Source organism: Cupriavidus sp. HY129, from assembly GCF_059492215.1.
The window spans coordinates 2,029,801-2,045,987 of sequence record NZ_CP083254.1 but is presented as its reverse complement, the minus strand read 5'-3'; the positions used below and the strand labels follow the sequence as shown (position 1 = coordinate 2,045,987).

General features: G+C 63.0%; 12 protein-coding genes and 1 tRNA gene. 7 read left to right on the top strand and 6 right to left on the bottom strand.

Annotated elements, in window-relative coordinates; all coding sequences use genetic code 11:
- Positions 1-51: 51 nt before the first annotated feature.
- From infB to truB, 3 genes are all read left to right on the top strand, one after another.
- A complete protein-coding gene (gene infB, locus K6G35_RS09250; RefSeq protein ID WP_286882149.1) occupies positions 52-2,991 on the top strand; it encodes a translation initiation factor IF-2 in 2,940 nt (979 codons plus the stop codon).
- A gap of 64 nt (positions 2,992-3,055) precedes the next feature.
- Positions 3,056-3,427, top strand: a complete 372-nt coding sequence (rbfA, locus tag K6G35_RS09245) for a 30S ribosome-binding factor RbfA (protein WP_008650618.1) — start codon at positions 3,056-3,058, stop codon at positions 3,425-3,427.
- A 59-nt stretch (positions 3,428-3,486) separates the two neighbouring features.
- A complete protein-coding gene (truB, locus tag K6G35_RS09240) occupies positions 3,487-4,428 on the top strand; it encodes a tRNA pseudouridine(55) synthase TruB (protein ID WP_495675599.1) in 942 nt (313 codons plus the stop codon).
- A gap of 74 nt (positions 4,429-4,502) precedes the next feature.
- Here the strand turns inward: truB and K6G35_RS09235 are convergent, their stop codons facing one another.
- The 4 genes from K6G35_RS09235 to K6G35_RS09220 form a co-directional block, all read right to left on the bottom strand.
- Complete coding sequence (locus K6G35_RS09235; RefSeq protein ID WP_035882353.1) at positions 4,503-6,116, bottom strand: DHA2 family efflux MFS transporter permease subunit; 1,614 nt, start codon at positions 6,114-6,116, stop codon at positions 4,503-4,505.
- Positions 6,117-6,135: 19 nt separating this feature from the next.
- Entirely contained in the window at positions 6,136-7,377 is a 1,242-nt protein-coding gene (locus K6G35_RS09230; RefSeq protein WP_008650621.1) for an HlyD family secretion protein, read from the bottom strand.
- A 46-nt stretch (positions 7,378-7,423) separates the two neighbouring features.
- Positions 7,424-8,938 carry an AdeC/AdeK/OprM family multidrug efflux complex outer membrane factor gene (locus K6G35_RS09225; RefSeq protein WP_035820801.1) on the bottom strand — a complete coding sequence of 505 codons (1,515 nt, stop codon included), beginning with the start codon at positions 8,936-8,938 and terminating at the stop codon, positions 7,424-7,426.
- 70 nt (positions 8,939-9,008) lie between these two features.
- Positions 9,009-9,515 carry a MarR family winged helix-turn-helix transcriptional regulator gene (locus tag K6G35_RS09220; protein ID WP_286882147.1) on the bottom strand — a complete coding sequence of 169 codons (507 nt, stop codon included), beginning with the start codon at positions 9,513-9,515 and terminating at the stop codon, positions 9,009-9,011.
- A 195-nt stretch (positions 9,516-9,710) separates the two neighbouring features.
- On the opposite strand from K6G35_RS09220, the gene typA reads away from it, so the two are divergent.
- Positions 9,711-11,534 (top strand): translational GTPase TypA, encoded by a 1,824-nt coding sequence (gene typA / locus K6G35_RS09215; protein ID WP_008650631.1) that lies wholly within the window; start codon positions 9,711-9,713, stop codon positions 11,532-11,534.
- Between the two features lie 85 nt (positions 11,535-11,619).
- On the opposite strand, the gene K6G35_RS09210 is transcribed toward typA, so the two are convergent.
- Positions 11,620-12,531, bottom strand: coding sequence for a sterol desaturase family protein (locus tag K6G35_RS09210; RefSeq protein WP_035882552.1), 912 nt, complete (start codon positions 12,529-12,531; stop codon positions 11,620-11,622).
- Between the two features lie 146 nt (positions 12,532-12,677).
- Between K6G35_RS09210 and K6G35_RS09205 the strand changes: the two genes are divergently transcribed.
- The 3 genes from K6G35_RS09205 (at position 12,678) to K6G35_RS09195 (ending at position 14,831) form a co-directional block, all read left to right on the top strand.
- Entirely contained in the window at positions 12,678-13,760 is a 1,083-nt protein-coding gene (locus K6G35_RS09205) for an enoyl-CoA hydratase/isomerase family protein (protein ID WP_495675598.1), read from the top strand.
- Positions 13,761-13,853: 93 nt separating this feature from the next.
- The gene (locus K6G35_RS09200; protein WP_186425033.1) at positions 13,854-14,414 is read left to right on the top strand and encodes an NADPH-dependent FMN reductase; all 561 of its coding nucleotides are present in this window, start codon (positions 13,854-13,856) and stop codon (positions 14,412-14,414) included.
- Positions 14,415-14,755: 341 nt separating this feature from the next.
- Positions 14,756-14,831 (top strand) — tRNA-Met (locus K6G35_RS09195).
- A 396-nt stretch (positions 14,832-15,227) separates the two neighbouring features.
- Here K6G35_RS09195 and K6G35_RS09190 read toward each other — a convergent pair.
- Complete coding sequence (locus tag K6G35_RS09190) at positions 15,228-15,674, bottom strand: phosphate-starvation-inducible PsiE family protein (RefSeq protein WP_495675597.1); 447 nt, start codon at positions 15,672-15,674, stop codon at positions 15,228-15,230.
- Positions 15,675-16,187: the final 513 nt, after the last annotated feature.

Below are 16,187 nucleotides of genomic sequence, written 5' to 3'. Positions count from 1 at the left end.
TTCCGCACACGAATTGTCCCGACGTAGAAACCGAGCATTGAAAGGGTTTGAATGGCAAGCACAACAGTTGCCCAACTGGCCGCAGAACTGAGCCGCAGCCCTGCTGCACTGCTGGAACAATTGCAGGCAGCTGGGGTGGGCAAAGCAACGCCAGACGACGTCATCACCGAATCGGACAAGACCAGGCTGCTGGATTACCTGAAGCGGTCGCATGGTCAGTCCGACGACAGCGCGCGCAAGAAGATCACGCTGACCAAGCGTGAGACTTCCGAGATCCGCCAATCCGACTCCACCGGCAAGACACGCACGGTGCAGGTGGAGGTGCGCAAGAAGCGCGTCCTGATCAAGCGTGACGACGTGGAATCTCACGGCGACGGCGCCGACGCCCAGGAATCGGCCGAGGCCGTTGCCGAGGAAGTGCGTCGCGATGAGGAACAGCGCCGCGAGCAGGCCGAGGCCCTGGCACGTCAGGAAGCCGAGGCTCAGGCAGCCCGCGAGGCCGCCGAGCGCGAGGAAGCCGAACGCCGCGCCAAGCAGGAAGCCCTGGAGGCCGAACAGCGCCGCCAGGCCGAGCTGCTGGCCCAGAAGGCTGCTGAAGAAGCTGCCGCCGCACAGGCCGCAGCCGACGCCGCCGAGGAAACCGCGCGCAAGAAGGCAGAAGACGACAAGGCACGTCTGGCCACGGAACGCGCGCAAGCGCAGAAGAACGCCGACGACGCCAAGGCTGCCGTCGACAAGGCGCGCGCCGAGCAGGACAGCGCGAAGGCTGCAGCCGACAAGGCGCGTGCCGAGCAGGATGCTGCCGCCCGTCGCCGCCGCGAAGCCGCCGAAGCGGAAGCCCGCGCGATTCAGCAGATGCTGAATGCGCCGGCACGTGTGCTGAAGGCGCCGTCGGAGCGCAAGGCCGAGGAAAAGAAGGCCGAGCAGACCGGCACGCTGCACAAGCCGGTGAAGCCGGCTGGCGCCACGACCGAAGCGAAGAAGGACGACAAGAAGCCCGCACCGGCGGCCACGACGACCACGGCTGCCGCTGGCGACAAGAAGGGCGCCAAGGGTGGCAAGACCGGTACCTGGCAGGATGAAAGCAGCCGCGGCAAGAAGGGCGGTGGCCTGAAGACGCGCGGCGATTCGTCCGGCGGTGTCGGTGGCTGGCGCAGCGGCCCGCGTGGCCGTGGCGGCAAGCACAATGCCGATGACGCACGCAGCAACTTCCAGGCGCCAACCGAACCGGTGGTACGTGAAGTGCACGTGCCGGAAACCGTCTCGGTGGCCGATCTGGCGCACAAGATGGCCGTGAAGGCATCCGAGGTCATCAAGCAGATGATGAAGCTCGGCCAGATGGTGACGATCAACCAGGTGCTGGACCAGGAAACCGCCATGATCGTGGTGGAAGAAATGGGCCACAAGGCGTTCGCCGCGAAGCTGGACGATCCTGAAGCGCTGCTGGTGGTGGATGGCGAGGATCACGCCGATGCCGAGATGCTGCCGCGTCCGCCGGTGGTGACGGTGATGGGTCACGTCGACCACGGCAAGACTTCGCTGCTCGACTACATCCGCCGCACGAAGGTTGCAGCGGGCGAAGCGGGCGGCATTACGCAGCACATCGGTGCCTACCATGTGGAAACCGATCGCGGCGTGATCACGTTCCTGGATACCCCGGGTCACGAGGCCTTCACGGCCATGCGTGCCCGCGGCGCCAAGGCAACCGACATTGTGATTCTGGTAGTGGCCGCCGATGACGGCGTGATGCCGCAGACCAAGGAAGCGATTGCGCACGCCAAGGCTGCCGGTGTGCCGATCGTGGTGGCGATCACCAAGGTCGACAAGCCCGAAGCCAACCCGGACCGCGTCAAGCAGGAACTGGTGGCAGAGCAGGTCGTGCCCGAAGAGTACGGTGGCGAGTCGCCGTTCGTGCCTGTTTCGGCCAAGACCGGCCAGGGCATCGACGATCTGCTCGAAAACGTGCTGCTGCAGGCCGAAGTGCTGGAACTGCGTGCACCGGTGGACGCCCCGGCCAAGGGCCTGGTGGTGGAAGCCCAGCTCGACAAGGGCAAGGGCCCGATCGCGACGATCCTGGTCAGCAGCGGCACGCTCAAGCGTGGCGATGTGGTGCTGGCTGGTAGCGCCTATGGCCGTGTGCGTGCGATGCTGGACGAAAACGGCAAGCCCTCCAAGGAAGCTGGCCCGTCGATCCCGGTGGAAATCCAGGGTCTGTCGGAAGTGCCTGCCGCCGGTGAGGAAGTGCTGGTGCTGCCGGACGAACGCAAGGCGCGCGAAATCGCGCTGTTCCGTCAGGGCAAGTTCCGCGACGTGAAGCTTGCGAAGCAGCAGGCCGCCAAGCTGGAAACGATGCTCGAGCAGATGGCCGAAGGCGAAGTGCAGACGCTGCCGTTGATCGTGAAGGCCGACGTGCAGGGTTCGCAGGAAGCGCTGGTGCAGTCGCTGCAGAAGCTGTCGACGGGCGAAGTGCGCGTGCAGATCGTGCACGGTGGCGTGGGTGGCATCTCGGAGTCGGACGTCAACCTGGCGACGGCATCGAAGGCGGTCATCATCGGCTTCAACGTGCGTGCCGACGCAGGCGCGCGCAAGCTGGCCGAGCACAACGGCATCGACATCCGCTACTACAACATCATTTACGATGCGGTAGACGAGATCAAGGCGGCCATGTCGGGCATGTTGGCACCGGAGAAGCGCGAGACCACGATCGGTCAGGTGGAAGTCCGTCAGGTCTTCCGTGTGCCGAAGGTGGGTGCGGTGGCTGGCTGTATGGTCACCGACGGTCTCATCAAGCGGAACTCGATGGTGCGCGTGCTGCGCAACAACGTGGTTATCCACGACGGCGAACTCGACTCGCTCAAGCGTTTCAAGGACGACGTCAAGGAAGTCAAGCAAGGCTTCGAGTGCGGTCTGTCGATCAAGAACTTCAACGACGTTCAGGAAGGCGACCAGCTCGAGGTGTACGAAATCACAGAGGTGGCGCGTACGCTGTAAGGCGATACGTAAAGACGGCAGGCTCCGGCCTGCCGTTTTCACTTCTGCTCACGCTCAGTTTTGAATGGCCAAGAAAGGCAATATCACCTCCCGTAACCTGCGCCTCTCCGATCAGATCCAGAAGGAACTGGCGGAGATGATCCAGCGCGAGATTCGCGATCCGCGCCTGGGCCTGGTAACGCTGCAGTCGGTGGCGCTGACGCCCGACTACGCGCATGCCAAGGTCTACTTCACGGTGCTCGGCGCCGAACCCGAGACGGCTGCCGCCATCCTCAAGGAAAAGGCCGGCTACCTCCATTCGTTGCTGTTCAAGCGACTGCATATCCATACCGTGCCGACGCTGCATTTCCATCACGATACGTCGGTGGAGCACGCGATCGAGATGTCGAAGCTGATCAACGAAGCGAACGCCACGCGCGCCAAGGACGACGAGTAAGTCCACGGTTGCCCAAGTGGTGCCGGTGGATGCCGGCACCACGTTTTTCCTCCCCTGCAATGACCGATTCCTCTGCGACTCGACCGCCCCGGCTGCCACGCCGCGACGTGCACGGTGTGCTGCTGCTCGACAAGCCTCTGGGTCTGTCGTCCAACGATGCGCTGGTACGCGCCAAGCGACTGCTGCGCGCGAACAAGGCTGGCCACACGGGCACGCTGGATCCGCTGGCGACTGGGCTGCTGCCGCTGTGTTTTGGCGAGGCCACCAAGTTCTCCCAGGATCTGCTCGACGCGGACAAGACCTACGAGGCGGAAGTCCGGCTCGGCGCGACGACGACCACAGGCGATGCCGAGGGCGAGATCGTCGTCGAGCGGTCGGTGACATGCGATCGCGCCGCACTTGATGCGGCGATTGCGCGCTTTACCGGCGAGATCGAACAGGTGCCGCCGATGTACTCGGCACTCAAGAAGGACGGCAAGCCGCTGTACGAGTATGCGCGGGCCGGACAGACCGTCGAGCGCGCCGCGCGGCAAGTGACGATTCACGCCATCACGCTGCTGGACGTTGATTTGCCTGCGGCGACGTTCACGATGCGTGTCACGTGCAGCAAGGGCACCTACATCCGCACGCTGGCCGAAGACATCGGTGAGGCGCTGGGTTGCGGCGCGCACCTGACCGGGCTGCGCCGAACCGCTGTCGGAGATCTGACGCTGGAAGGCGCGGTCACGCTCGAGCAGATTGATGCACAGGCTGACGAGGCACGGCCGGGAATGCTCGCGCCTGTCGACGCCTTGCTGCAACGGTGCCCGCCGGTGCATCTCGATGCCGCCGCGACGGGGCGCTTTCTGCAAGGCCAGCGCATCGCACGCCGCGATCTGCCGGAAGGGCAGGTGCCGGATGAGGGCACGCTGGCACGTGTCTATGGCGACGAAGGGCGTCTGCTTGGCGTGGCGCGGATGAAGGAAGGGGCCTTGCGCCCCGAGCGGCTAGTCAAACTCTAGGACGCGGCACAAGTCACGCCCAAGTAAAAAAGGCATCGGATGAACCCGATGCCTTTTTTATTCGATGTTCGACGTCAGTGCGCCCCGGCCGCTTCCGCGCCGCCGCCGCCCTTGGCGCGCTTGGTCAGCCAGACAAAGCCGATCAGCACGAAGAACAGCACGCCGGAAATCCAGAAGATGTCGTTGGCGCCGAGCATCGATGCCTGCTGCGAGATATTCCGCTCCATCAGGCCGATCGCCTGCATCCGGCTCATCCCCATCGACATCAGGTGGTCGAGCTGTGCCTGGTACGTCGGGTTATACGGATTGATCTGTTCGACCAACTGGGCGTGGTGCAGCGCCGAGCGGTTCTCCCAGATCGTCGTCGAGATCGAAGCGCCGATCGCGCCGAATGTGATCCGCACGAAGTTCGACAAACCGGAAGCCGCCGGGATCTTCTCGGCCGGCTGGCCAGACAGGATGATCGACGTCAGCGGGATGAAGAACATCGCCATTGCGGCGCCTTGTATCAGCGTCGGGATGATCAGCGCGCGCGTATCAACGGTTGTGGTAAAGCCAGCACGCATGAAACTGACCACGCCAAACGTAATGAACGCAGCGGTTGCCACCCAGCGAGAGTCGACCTTCGGCAGGATGCGGCCGATGATTGGCGACAGGATGATCGCGAAGATCCCCACTGGCGCCATCACCAGACCGGCGTCCGTCGCGGTGTAGCCGATGATGGTCTGCAGCCACAGTGGCAGAATCACCAGGTTGCCGAAGAACAGCCCGTACGCCACGGAGATTGCCACCACGCCCGCGGCGAAGTTGCGTCCCTTGAACAGGTGAATGTCGACGATCGGGTGCTTCTCATAGTTCTCCCAGATCAGGAAGAACAGGAATCCGACTACCGCCACCACCGTCAGCGTCACGATGATCGAGGAATGGAACCAGTCAAGTTCCTTGCCCTTGTCGAGCATGAGCTGCATCGACCCCACCCAGATCACGAGGAGAGCCAGGCCGATGCGGTCGATTGGCAGGATCTTCGTCGGTGTTTCGCGATCACGATAGATGGCCCATGTGGCATACGCGGTCATGATGCCGATCGGCACGTTGATATAGAAAATCCACGGCCATGTCATGTTGTCGGAGATCCAGCCGCCAAGCAGGGGGCCCATGATCGGCGCTACGAGTGTAGTCATGCCCCATAGCGCCAGCGCCATCGAACTCTTGGCAACCGGATAGCTAGCCAGCAGCAGCGACTGCGACAGCGGGATCATCGGCCCGGCAACGGCGCCTTGCAGCACGCGCGCGGCCAGCAGCGTCTCCAGGTTCGGTGCCACGCCGCACAGCCAGGACGAGAGCACAAACAGCAAGATCGACAGCACGAACAATCGCACGGCGCCGAAACGCGTGGTCAGCCAGCCCGTCAGCGGCACCGAAATGGCGTTGGCGACGGCGAACGACGTGATGACCCAGGTGCCCTGGTTCGGCGACACGCCGAGGTCGCCCGAGATGGCCGGGATCGACACGTTGGCGATCGACGAGTCGAGCACGTTCATGAACGTGGCCAGCGACAGGGCGATGGTGCCAATGACGAGCTTGCCGCCCGTTAGCGGAGGGGGCGCGGCATGTCGGGCTGGCGCTGGCTTCGGCTTTGGGGCCGGCGTCGCGCCGGAATCCGGCACTGCGGTAATGGAATCTGCCATGGACTTCTCAGGCCGCGAATCAGGTGTTGGCAGGCTTGGCCGCTGCGCGTGCCGCGCTGGCGCCGCCCGGCGCCGCCGGTGCCGGCGTGCGGCCGCCGTTGTTGACGGAGATGATGCGGGCGATCAGTTCGTCGGCATCTTGCGCCACCTTGTCATAGACGTCCGTCTGCAGCGGCCGGGCGTTGGCTGCGGTGACCATCGCTGCGCCTTCTTCCTTGCGCACGTCAACGGTGACGTTCATCGACAGGCCGACACGCAGCGGATGCTCCTTGAGTTGTTGGGCGTCCAGCGCGATACGCACCGGCAGACGCTGCACCACCTTGATCCAGTTGCCGGTGGCGTTCTGCGCGGGCAGGAGCGAGAACGCCGCCCCGGTACCGGCCGAGAAGCCCTCGACATGGCCCTGGTACTTCACCTTCGAGCCATAGACGTCAGCTTCCAGTTCCACCGGCTGGCCGATGCGCATATGGGTGATCTGCACTTCCTTGAAGTTGGCATCGACCCAGACCTGATCGAGTGGCACCACGGCCATCAGCGGTGTGCCGGCGGCCACGCGCTGGCCAACCTGCACCGAGCGCTTGGCCACGTAGCCGGTGACCGGCGCCGGCAGCGTGGAGCGGGCGAACGACAGGTAGGCCGAACGCAGATTGGCGGCAGCGCGCTGCACGTTCGGGTGCTTTTCCACGGTGGTCTGGTCGGTCAATACCTGATTCGACGCGAGCTGCTCCTTCGAGGCAAGCAGCGCCGACTCGGCCGCTTTCAGCGCGGTCTGGGCGTGCGATATTTCCTCGCTCGAGACTGCGCCCGAGCCGGCAATCGCCTGGCGGCGGCGCAGGTCATCGCGTGCCTTGGCCACATCGGCATCGCGCAATGCCACGTTCGCAGCCAGTGAGGCGTTGTTCACGTAGAGCGTGCGCACTTCACGCACGGCTTGCGCGAGTTGGGCTTCGGCCTGTTCCATGGCCACCTGCGTGTCGGCGCGGTCAAGCTGGATCAGCGGCTGGCCAGCGGTGACGAGTTGCGTGTCGTCGGCGGCGATTGACACCACCGTGCCGCCCACCAGCGGGGTCACCTGGACCACGTTGCCGGCCACATAGGCATCATCGGTGCTTTCGAAGTGCCGGGCGTAGAGGCCCCAGTACAGGCCATAGCCGATGCCGGCCACCACGATCGCGGCAGTGAGCGTCGTGAGCAGGCGCTTGCGCTTGCTGTCACCGGTTGGAGCGGGTTTCTGGCTGGCCGATTGCTGGTTGTTGCTCATATCGATCTCGTACGTATTTTCGTCGTGTCTTGCATTGCCCGGCGTATCAGCCCCGGGTGCCCTTTTCCGTGTTCTGTTCTACGGCCCCGGCTTTTTCGTCGGCTTCCTCGTGATAGCCGCCGCCGAGAGCCTTGATCAGGCCCATCTGCAGATCCAGGCGGCGCGCCTGCAGATCTGTCGCCTGACGGCGTTGCTGCAGCACGGTGCTCTCCGCGTTCAACACGGTCAACTGCGTGCCGAGGCCGGCCTTGTAGCGCGTGGTGGCCAGCGAGTACGCGTGCTCGGCCAGTTCGAGTGCTTCGCGCTGCGTCTTGATCTGCTGATCAACGCTGCGGATGCTGATCACCGTATCGGCGGCCTCGCGCAGCGCGTCGACCAGCGTCTGGTTATAGCTGGCCACGGCGATGTCGTACTGCGCGTACTTGCCCTTGAGGTTGGCGCGCAGGCGGCCACCTTCGAAGATCGGCAGGCGCAGCGTCGGGCCGAAGCCGAACGTGCGGCTGACACTCATCAACAGGTTGGCGGGGTCCAGCGACGCCAGGCCGGCGAACGCGGTCAGTGTCACGTCGGGCAGGAATTCCTTCTTGGCGACGCTGATGTCCTTGGACGTGGCCTCCACGCGCCAGCGGGCGGCAACGAGGTCGGGGCGGCGGCCGATCAGGCCGATCGTCAGGTCGTCCGGCAATTGTGGCGTCGGGTTAGCCAGCAGCGTCGGGCGCGTGATCTGCAGGCCGCGGTCCGGACCCTTGCCGAGCAGCGCGGCGATCTGGTTGCGCGCCAGGGCGATTTCCTCGTCGATGGCCTGCAGTTCCGTTTGCGCCGATGCAACCGTGGCACGGGCCTGCGTGGTTTCCACCTGGGTGTCGAGGCCAGCGGCCAGCCGCTGACGGGACAGATCGGTCAGGTCCCGGCGCTGGGCGATGGCACGTTCGGCCACGTCCCGCTGCGCGAAGAGCGCGGCCAGCCGGTTGTAGCTGCGTGCGATCGACGTGGTGAGCATCAGGCGTGCGGCCTGGCTCTCGGCCTCCATTGAGCGGTCATCCGACAGGGCAGCTTCGAGCGCGTCGCGATTCTTGCCCCAGAAGTCGAGATCCCACGACAGTCCGAACTGCAGGCGGGACTGGTTCTGCCAGGAGCCCGCTAACGGCGTGCCAGTGAAGAGGTCGGTGGCCGAGAAGCGCTGGCGAATGATGCTGCCTTCGAAATCGACGCTCGGGTACAGCGCCGCGCGCGTGGCATCGGCCATTGCGCGCGATGCCTCCAGGCGTGCCAGCGCGACCTGCAGATTCGGGTTGTCCTTGACGGCTTCGTCGGCCAGTGCGCGCAGTTGCGGATCATGGAACTGGTCGACCCAGTCCTGTGACGGCCATTGGCCGTGATCGGCGGTGAACGTCTGCGGCGAGGCCATCGTGCCGGGTTCGGCCAACGTCTGCGTGCTGTGCGAGTTGCCCAGCGCGGCACAGCCGGAAATGACAGCGGCAGCCAGGACCGTCAAGGCCAGGCTGCCGGTGCGGGCCGCAACGCCATTGCGGCCGAGGGTGGAGGAAGGGGAGAGATTCATTGTGTGACTGTGACCAGATCTTGCTTCAACGGGAAGGGCGCTCATCCTCGATTCGAATATTTGTTCAGCGCTATCCCGTGTTCCTTTCGAGCGGACAACTGGCCGCCGACGCAACGCCACCGTTGTTGGCGATCAGCCTTAGCAACATGTCGCGCAGGCTCTCTATTTCTTCCTGGCTGAATCCCACGAAGTGTCGGCGCATCACGTTGCAAAACACCACGGGCAGTTTTTCGACCATGGCTTCACCTTCGGCGGTCAGCGACAGATCCACCACGCGGCGATCATCGTCGCGCCGCGTGCGTTCGATCAGGCCGCGCTTTTCCATGCGGCTCAGGAGCCGGGTTACCGAGCCGGCATCTGTATTGAGATTGCGGGCCAGGTCGGTCACCGTTGTGGCCTCGCCCTTGGCCAGCATCATCAGGCAACTGGCCTGGGCGTGCGTCATGTCCAGGCTGCTGACCTCCTGCTCAACGCCCTGGGAGAGTGCACTCTTGGCGCGGGCGAGCAGATAGCCGACACTTTTGCCGATTTCGTAGTGATCCGGATCGAACAGGTCGCCGGGTGTGTTTGACGTCATCTCTTGTCGCTGCAATCTTTGCCTGGGCAAATATAAGCATGTGCTAATGATATGGCAACAATAGAAATTTGCCATTGCAGGAAACGCAATGGTGTCCCTTGATCTATTCTGAGCAAAAGCACATCGTTCCGCGCTGCAACATGCTAGAATGTTGGGTTAATTTTTTCGATCGCTCCGCCTTCAGGGGACGCCGCAATGACCCGCGCCATCCGTAATATCGCCATCATCGCTCACGTTGATCATGGCAAGACCACCCTGGTCGACCAACTCCTGCGCCAGGCAGGCACCTTCCGCGAGAACCAGCAAATCGCCGAACGGGTGATGGACTCGAACGACCTGGAAAAGGAACGCGGGATTACCATCCTCGCGAAGAACTGTGCCGTCGAGTACAACGGCACGCACATCAATATCGTGGACACCCCGGGCCACGCCGACTTCGGCGGTGAAGTGGAGCGCGTGCTGTCGATGGTCGACGGCGTGCTGCTGCTGGTGGATGCCGTGGAAGGCCCGATGCCGCAGACGCGTTTCGTGACGCGCAAGGCACTGGCCCTGGGCCTGAAGCCGATCGTCGTGATCAACAAGGTTGACCGCCCGGGCGCCCGTCCGGACTGGGTGATCAACCAGACCTTCGACCTGTTCGACAAGCTCGGCGCCAACGACGAGCAGTTGGACTTCACCGTGGTGTACGCCTCGGGCCTGAATGGCTATGCCGGCCTGACCGAAGACGTGCGCGACGGCGACATGAAGCCGCTGTTCGAAACCGTGCTGGACAAGGTGCCAGTGCGTAACGATGACCCGAACGGTCCGCTGCAGATGCAAATCATCTCGCTGGACTACTCGAGCTACGTCGGCAAGATCGGCGTCGGCCGTATCTCGCGTGGCCGCGCCAAGCCGCTGCAGGACGTGGTGGTCAAGTTCGGTCCGGAAGGCAACCCGATCAAGGGCCGTATCAACCAGGTGCTGAAGTTCAGCGGCCTGGAGCGCGAGATCGTGGACGAGGCGGAAGCCGGCGACATCGTGCTGATCAACGGTATCGAGGAACTGGGCATTGGCTGCACCGTGTGCGCCCCCGAGGCCCAGGATGCGCTGCCGATGCTGAAGGTGGACGAGCCGACGCTGACGATGAACTTCTGCGTCAACACGTCGCCGCTGGCCGGCCGCGAAGGCAAGTTCGTGACCAGCCGCCAGCTGCGCGAGCGTCTGGACCGCGAGCTGAAGTCGAACGTGGCGCTGCGCGTGGCCGAAACGGGCGACGACACGATCTTCGAAGTCTCGGGTCGTGGCGAACTGCACCTGACCATCCTGCTGGAAAACATGCGTCGTGAAGGCTACGAGCTGGCCGTGTCGCGCCCGCGCGTGGTGTTCAAGGAAATCGACGGCGTCAAGAACGAGCCGTACGAACTGCTGACCGTGGACGTGGAAGACGGCCACCAGGGTTCGGTAATGGAAGAGCTGGGCCGCCGCAAGGGTGAACTGCTCGACATGGCATCGGACGGCAAGGGCCGCACCCGCCTGGAATACCGTATTCCGGCGCGTGGCCTGATCGGCTTCCAGGGTGAATTCCTGACGCTGACGCGTGGTACCGGCCTGATCAGCCACATCTTCGACGACTACGCGCCGGTGCGCGAAGGCGGCCTGGGCGAACGCCACAACGGCGTGCTGATCTCGCAGGACGATGGCGACGCCGTGGCCTACGCACTGTGGAAGCTGCAGGATCGCGGCCGCATGTTCGTGAAGCCGGGCGATGCCCTGTACGAAGGCATGATCATCGGCATCCACAGCCGTGACAACGACCTCGTCGTGAACCCGATCAAGGGCAAGCAGCTGACCAACGTCCGTGCCTCGGGTACCGACGAAGCGGTACGACTGGTTCCGCCGATCCAGATGTCGCTCGAGTACGCGGTGGAATTCATCGCCGACGACGAACTGGTGGAGATCACGCCGAAGAGCATCCGTCTGCGCAAGCGCCACCTGAAGGAGCACGAGCGCAAGCGCGCCTCGCGCGAATCGGTGGCCTGACAGGCATCCGCTCGAAGAAGAAACCGCGCCCGGTGTGGCGCGGTTTTTTTATGGGCGCTTGCCGCCCCAAGTGCGCAGGTTCGTATCAGATCGCGTCGGAGCGCTGTCCGTGCCCGGCAGCGGGCGTTTGGCCCGCACCGGGCATCAATGCGGATCGAGGGCTGCGCCACTCGGGCGGCTTCCACAGATATCGTGGGTCACGCTCGCGCCAGGCATCCGCGAACATGTCGCGCCATTCGTGGAATGTCAGCGTCAGCGGGTTGTAGGTGCGGACCTGCCGCGTAATGCCGTACTGCGGCGCTTCCTCTTCGGGCACGAAGGTACCGAAGATCCGGTCCCAGATCGTCAGCACTCCGGCGTAGTTGCGGTCGATGTACTGAGGATTCTTCGCGTGGTGGACGCGATGGACCGATGGTGTGTTGACGAGCCTCTCAACCAGCGGCCAGCGTCGCCCCAGTCGCGTGTGCACGAAGAACTGGAATGCCAGGTTCAGTCCCACCGCAAGGATCACCCAGTCAGGCGTGAAGCCGATGAGGGCCAGAGGGATCCAGAATATCCACATGCCGGAGATCGGGTAGGTCAGGCTCTGCCGGAAGGCCGTCGAGAAGTTCATGCCCTCCGACGAGTGGTGCGCCACGTGCGACGCCCACATCCAGCGGACCCGGTGGCTGGCACGATGGAACCAGTAGTAGAGGAAGTCCTGCAGGATCAACAGCAGCGCGAACGACCACCAGGTTTCCGGCACCGCGCGAAGCCCGTGCGCGTAGCACCACGTGTAGATCGTGCGAACCATCAGCCAGAGAAACAGCGCATCAGATGCCTGATGCATCAGCGCAAGCGTGGCATTCGAGAGCGTGTCGCGCCAGCTATAAACCGAGCGATCGCGCTTCCACCAGTACCAGGCTTCCCAGCCTATCGTCAGCACGAAGACCGGCGCAAAGGCCAGGAGAATCAGGCCGGGATCGAACGCCTCGGGGGCAGGGGTTTGGGGTGTCATGGCCGACAGTGTGCATATTTTTCGCAGTTTCGCATGGAGGGATTCCTCCATACGCATACGCGCATTGGGGGTTTCCCGCGGTGTGCCCTGGCAGGCGCTTAGGCGGGTCTGTCGTAGAATCGCTGCCTGCAATAATGGAGACAGAAATGACGGAGTTTGTATCGACCCAGGTGCAGGGCGGCGTGGCGTATCTGACACTGACCCGGCCGCAGGCCCTCAACGCGCTGTCGCTCGAGATGATTCGCGCGATCACCGGCGCACTGCAAAACTGGGAGAACGATCCCGCAGTCCACGCCGTGGTAGTGGCTGGCGCGGGCGGCAAGGCATTCTGCGCCGGCGGCGATATCCGCTGGTTCTACCAGGCGCACCAGGCGAACGATCCGCTGCTGGACCAGTTCTTCGTCGAGGAATATGCGCTCAACCATCTGATTCATCGCTATGCCAAGCCTTACATCGCGCTGATGGACGGCGTGGTCATGGGCGGTGGTATGGGAATCTCGCAAGGTGCGCGGCTGCGCATCGTCACCGAGCGGACGAAGATGGCGATGCCGGAGACCAATATCGGTCTGTTCCCCGATGTTGGCGGTGGATGGTTCCTGGCGCGCACGCAAGGCCATATCGGCGAGTACCTGGGCCTTACCGGCGCGGTAATCGGCGCGGCCGATGCCATTTACGCGAAGCTGGCCGATGCCTATCTGCCAACGAACGCGATCGCCGAGATGGTTGCAGCGTTGCAGGCGCGGCAGTTCACCAGTGGCGATGCGGTGCTCGGTCAGATTGCGTCGTTCACGCGCCAGCACGCCGACGCCTGCGTGCCATCCACCAGCCAGCTGGCTTCGAATGCTGCCCTGATCGATAGCTTGTTCGCCTGCGCCTCCGCACAGGCGATTCTGGCGGCCGTCAGCGACGCCGATGGCGATTGGGCCGCGCAAACCGCCGCCACGCTGCGCAGCCGCTCACCGCTGATGCTCTGCGTCACGCTCGAACAGATCCGCCGCGCTCGCACGATGTCGCTCGAGGATGAACTGCGGATGGAGCTCGACATGATGCATGACGTGTTCCGTCACGGCGACGGCATCGAGGGAATCCGCGCGCTGGTGATCGACAAGGACCACCAGCCGAAGTGGAATCCGCCACGCCTGGACGAGGTAAGTGCGGCGCGCGTGCGTGCGTTCTTCGATAGTCCGTGGCGCAAGGATGACCATCCCTTGGCCACGCTGGGCGCGTAAGTCGAGTAGAGTGTCGGCTGGACTGGCCCGCAGCGTTGTCGCGGGCCAGGCTTCACTTCGTTCGAACTCGTTCAAGCCGTGAAAGGAACCGTTATGAGCAATCCTCGCGATGTTGCCGTATTGGTGGGAAGCCTGCGCAAGGACTCCTTCAACCTGAAACTGGCCAAGGCCCTCGCGGCGCTCGCGCCGCCGCAGCTGAAGCTCGAGATTGTCGAGATCCGGCAGCTGTCGCTGTACAACCAGGACGACGATGCCAATCCGCCGGCGGAATGGTTGGCGTTCCGCGACCGTGTTCGTCGTGCTGACGCCGTGTTGTTTGTGACGCCCGAGTACAACCGCTCGGTGCCAGCCGCACTTAAGAACGCGATCGACGTTGGCTCGCGCCCCTATGGCCAGAGCGCCTGGGATGGCAAGCCGGGCGGTGTGATCAGCGCATCGCCGGGCAATATCGGCGGTTTCGGCGCCAACCACCATCTGCGCCAGTCGCTGGTTTTCCTGAATGTCCCGGTGCTGCAGCAGCCCGAGGCCTATATCAGCGGTGTGGACAAGCTCTTCGACGATCATGGCAATATCGCCAATGAATCCACGCGTGGCTTCCTGAACAAGTACCTGACGACTTTCGCGGCCTGGGTGGAAAGGAACGCACCGCGCTGATTGCAGCGGATGGCATTCCGAGTATCGTGACGGCGCCTTTGGGCGCCGTTCTTGTTGGCAGCTGCGTTGATGTGCGGGCGATGCCTCAGCCTGTCCCAAATCGGCAAGTCGCGTGTGCTTTCGCATCTTCCTTCTTGAGGCCCGATTCGTGGCTGCAAATGCCCGCGTCTTTCGTGCCGCTTCTCCATGCTTGGAGCGCAGAGCCTGATCAGGGTGTGACAGCGGCCAGAATTTTCTTTGCAAATTGCAGAGTTACGCCCAAAGCCCGTACGGTTCACGCCGCGCGGGCTTTTTTGCATTTTCTTGTATCAATGCGCTGCAGATCCGCGTATAGTTCGCCCCGCGGGGTGGAGCAGTTGGCAGCTCGTCGGGCTCATAACCCGAAGGTCGCAGGTTCAAGTCCTGCCCCCGCAACCAAATTCGAAAGCCCGCTCGGTTCATGCCGCGCGGGCTTTATGTTTTTGTGTTTTTGGCATGATTGTCAAAAGTCCAGAATTATTTCGACGCAGCATGATGGCATCGGCGTCAGCGTTTACACGAATGAAGATCGGTGCATGGCGTGGTTGTCTTTCGTGTGGTTCGCTAGAGTGGGCGCGGCCGCCAAAAAAAGCCGGCATGACATGCGCAAACTTGTGGACTCCATTCGGCGCGACTCCTTGGGCGAAGGCGTGTGGGCGCGTCGTCGCAAGCTGAGCGATGTTGCCGGTGTAGTTCGTCGGCTCCGGAGCGGCGCGAGCGACGTTGCTTTGTCGGAGGCCGTCGGCGTTGGCGCTGAGGGCACGCCAGGTAGACCTGCGGACGGGTTTGATGTTCTCAATCTGCGGACGGTGGCGACTTGAATCGAACCAGAAAGTAACCACCCGTTAGCGAGAGCACCACCGCGGCCACGCCCATCAGGGCACTGCCCGACATGTGTTCCACATCTAAATTAATCACGTGGCGGCCGACGGCAATGATGGCCACGGCCAAGATGGTTTCCAGCCGAACGCGGTGCGATCTGAAATACACGCGCAGTGTTTCCATAAGTTCGAGCCCGAGAATGATGAGCAGTACGCCGGAAAAGGCTGTCTGCACCGACTTCATCAACTCCGGGACGGTATCGATGCTGCTAACGCGCTCGAGAATATCGGACGAAAACATGATCCAAAGCTGAATGACCATCGCCAAGATTACCGCCATCAGCAGGATCTGAGCAGCCACAAGGATGGATTGTTCGAACCAGAATGTGATTTTGGCAGTGATCTTCTTTTCCACTTGCATAACCGGCGAGACTCCTCGTTAAGAACTTGTCCGCAAATAGTTGGTGCCGCCAAGGCGTCCTGACCGAGAGTTTCGCGTCAGATCACGGCGACTAGGATGACTGCGTAGACGGCATAGATTGTCGGTTTCACCTTCATACCTTCCCCGCTTGATGGGTCTGTCCCGCTTCAGGAAAATTTCGACCATCTGGTCGTCCCTGAGGTGCCCGTAAAGAGCCGGTTTGGCGCCGACTGCAAAGAGGTTGGCGCTAAATATCAGACCGAGGCAGGCACACGCGCCGATGGCAGGGAGGTGGCTCAAAACCCTGAGTGACTCACGAGACCTCAATTGCGCGCCCTCTCACACGCAAAAGATTCCCCTTTTTCAAATGGGAACTCAAATGGCTGGAGTCAAAGGGCGCAACGGAGGGGCTCGTTCGGGGACGGTCCGCAAGCCGAGGGTGGTCAACACTGAGGAGGCGCACATTTCCATGAGCGTCGCGACGAGTAAAAGGCCGGACGTCCACTTCGAGGC

Coding starts and splice junctions, on each gene's coding strand:
- infB (WP_286882149.1), top strand. CDS start 52: ATGGCAAGCACAACAGTTGCCCAACTGGCCGCAGAACTGAGCCGCAGC.
- rbfA (WP_008650618.1), top strand. CDS start 3,056: ATGGCCAAGAAAGGCAATATCACCTCCCGTAACCTGCGCCTCTCCGAT.
- truB (WP_495675599.1), top strand. CDS start 3,487: ATGACCGATTCCTCTGCGACTCGACCGCCCCGGCTGCCACGCCGCGAC.
- K6G35_RS09235 (WP_035882353.1), bottom strand. CDS start 6,116: ATGGCAGATTCCATTACCGCAGTGCCGGATTCCGGCGCGACGCCGGCC.
- K6G35_RS09230 (WP_008650621.1), bottom strand. CDS start 7,377: ATGAGCAACAACCAGCAATCGGCCAGCCAGAAACCCGCTCCAACCGGT.
- K6G35_RS09225 (WP_035820801.1), bottom strand. CDS start 8,938: ATGAATCTCTCCCCTTCCTCCACCCTCGGCCGCAATGGCGTTGCGGCC.
- K6G35_RS09220 (WP_286882147.1), bottom strand. CDS start 9,515: ATGACGTCAAACACACCCGGCGACCTGTTCGATCCGGATCACTACGAA.
- typA (WP_008650631.1), top strand. CDS start 9,711: ATGACCCGCGCCATCCGTAATATCGCCATCATCGCTCACGTTGATCAT.
- K6G35_RS09210 (WP_035882552.1), bottom strand. CDS start 12,531: ATGACACCCCAAACCCCTGCCCCCGAGGCGTTCGATCCCGGCCTGATT.
- K6G35_RS09205 (WP_495675598.1), top strand. CDS start 12,678: ATGACGGAGTTTGTATCGACCCAGGTGCAGGGCGGCGTGGCGTATCTG.
- K6G35_RS09200 (WP_186425033.1), top strand. CDS start 13,854: ATGAGCAATCCTCGCGATGTTGCCGTATTGGTGGGAAGCCTGCGCAAG.
- K6G35_RS09190 (WP_495675597.1), bottom strand. CDS start 15,674: ATGCAAGTGGAAAAGAAGATCACTGCCAAAATCACATTCTGGTTCGAA.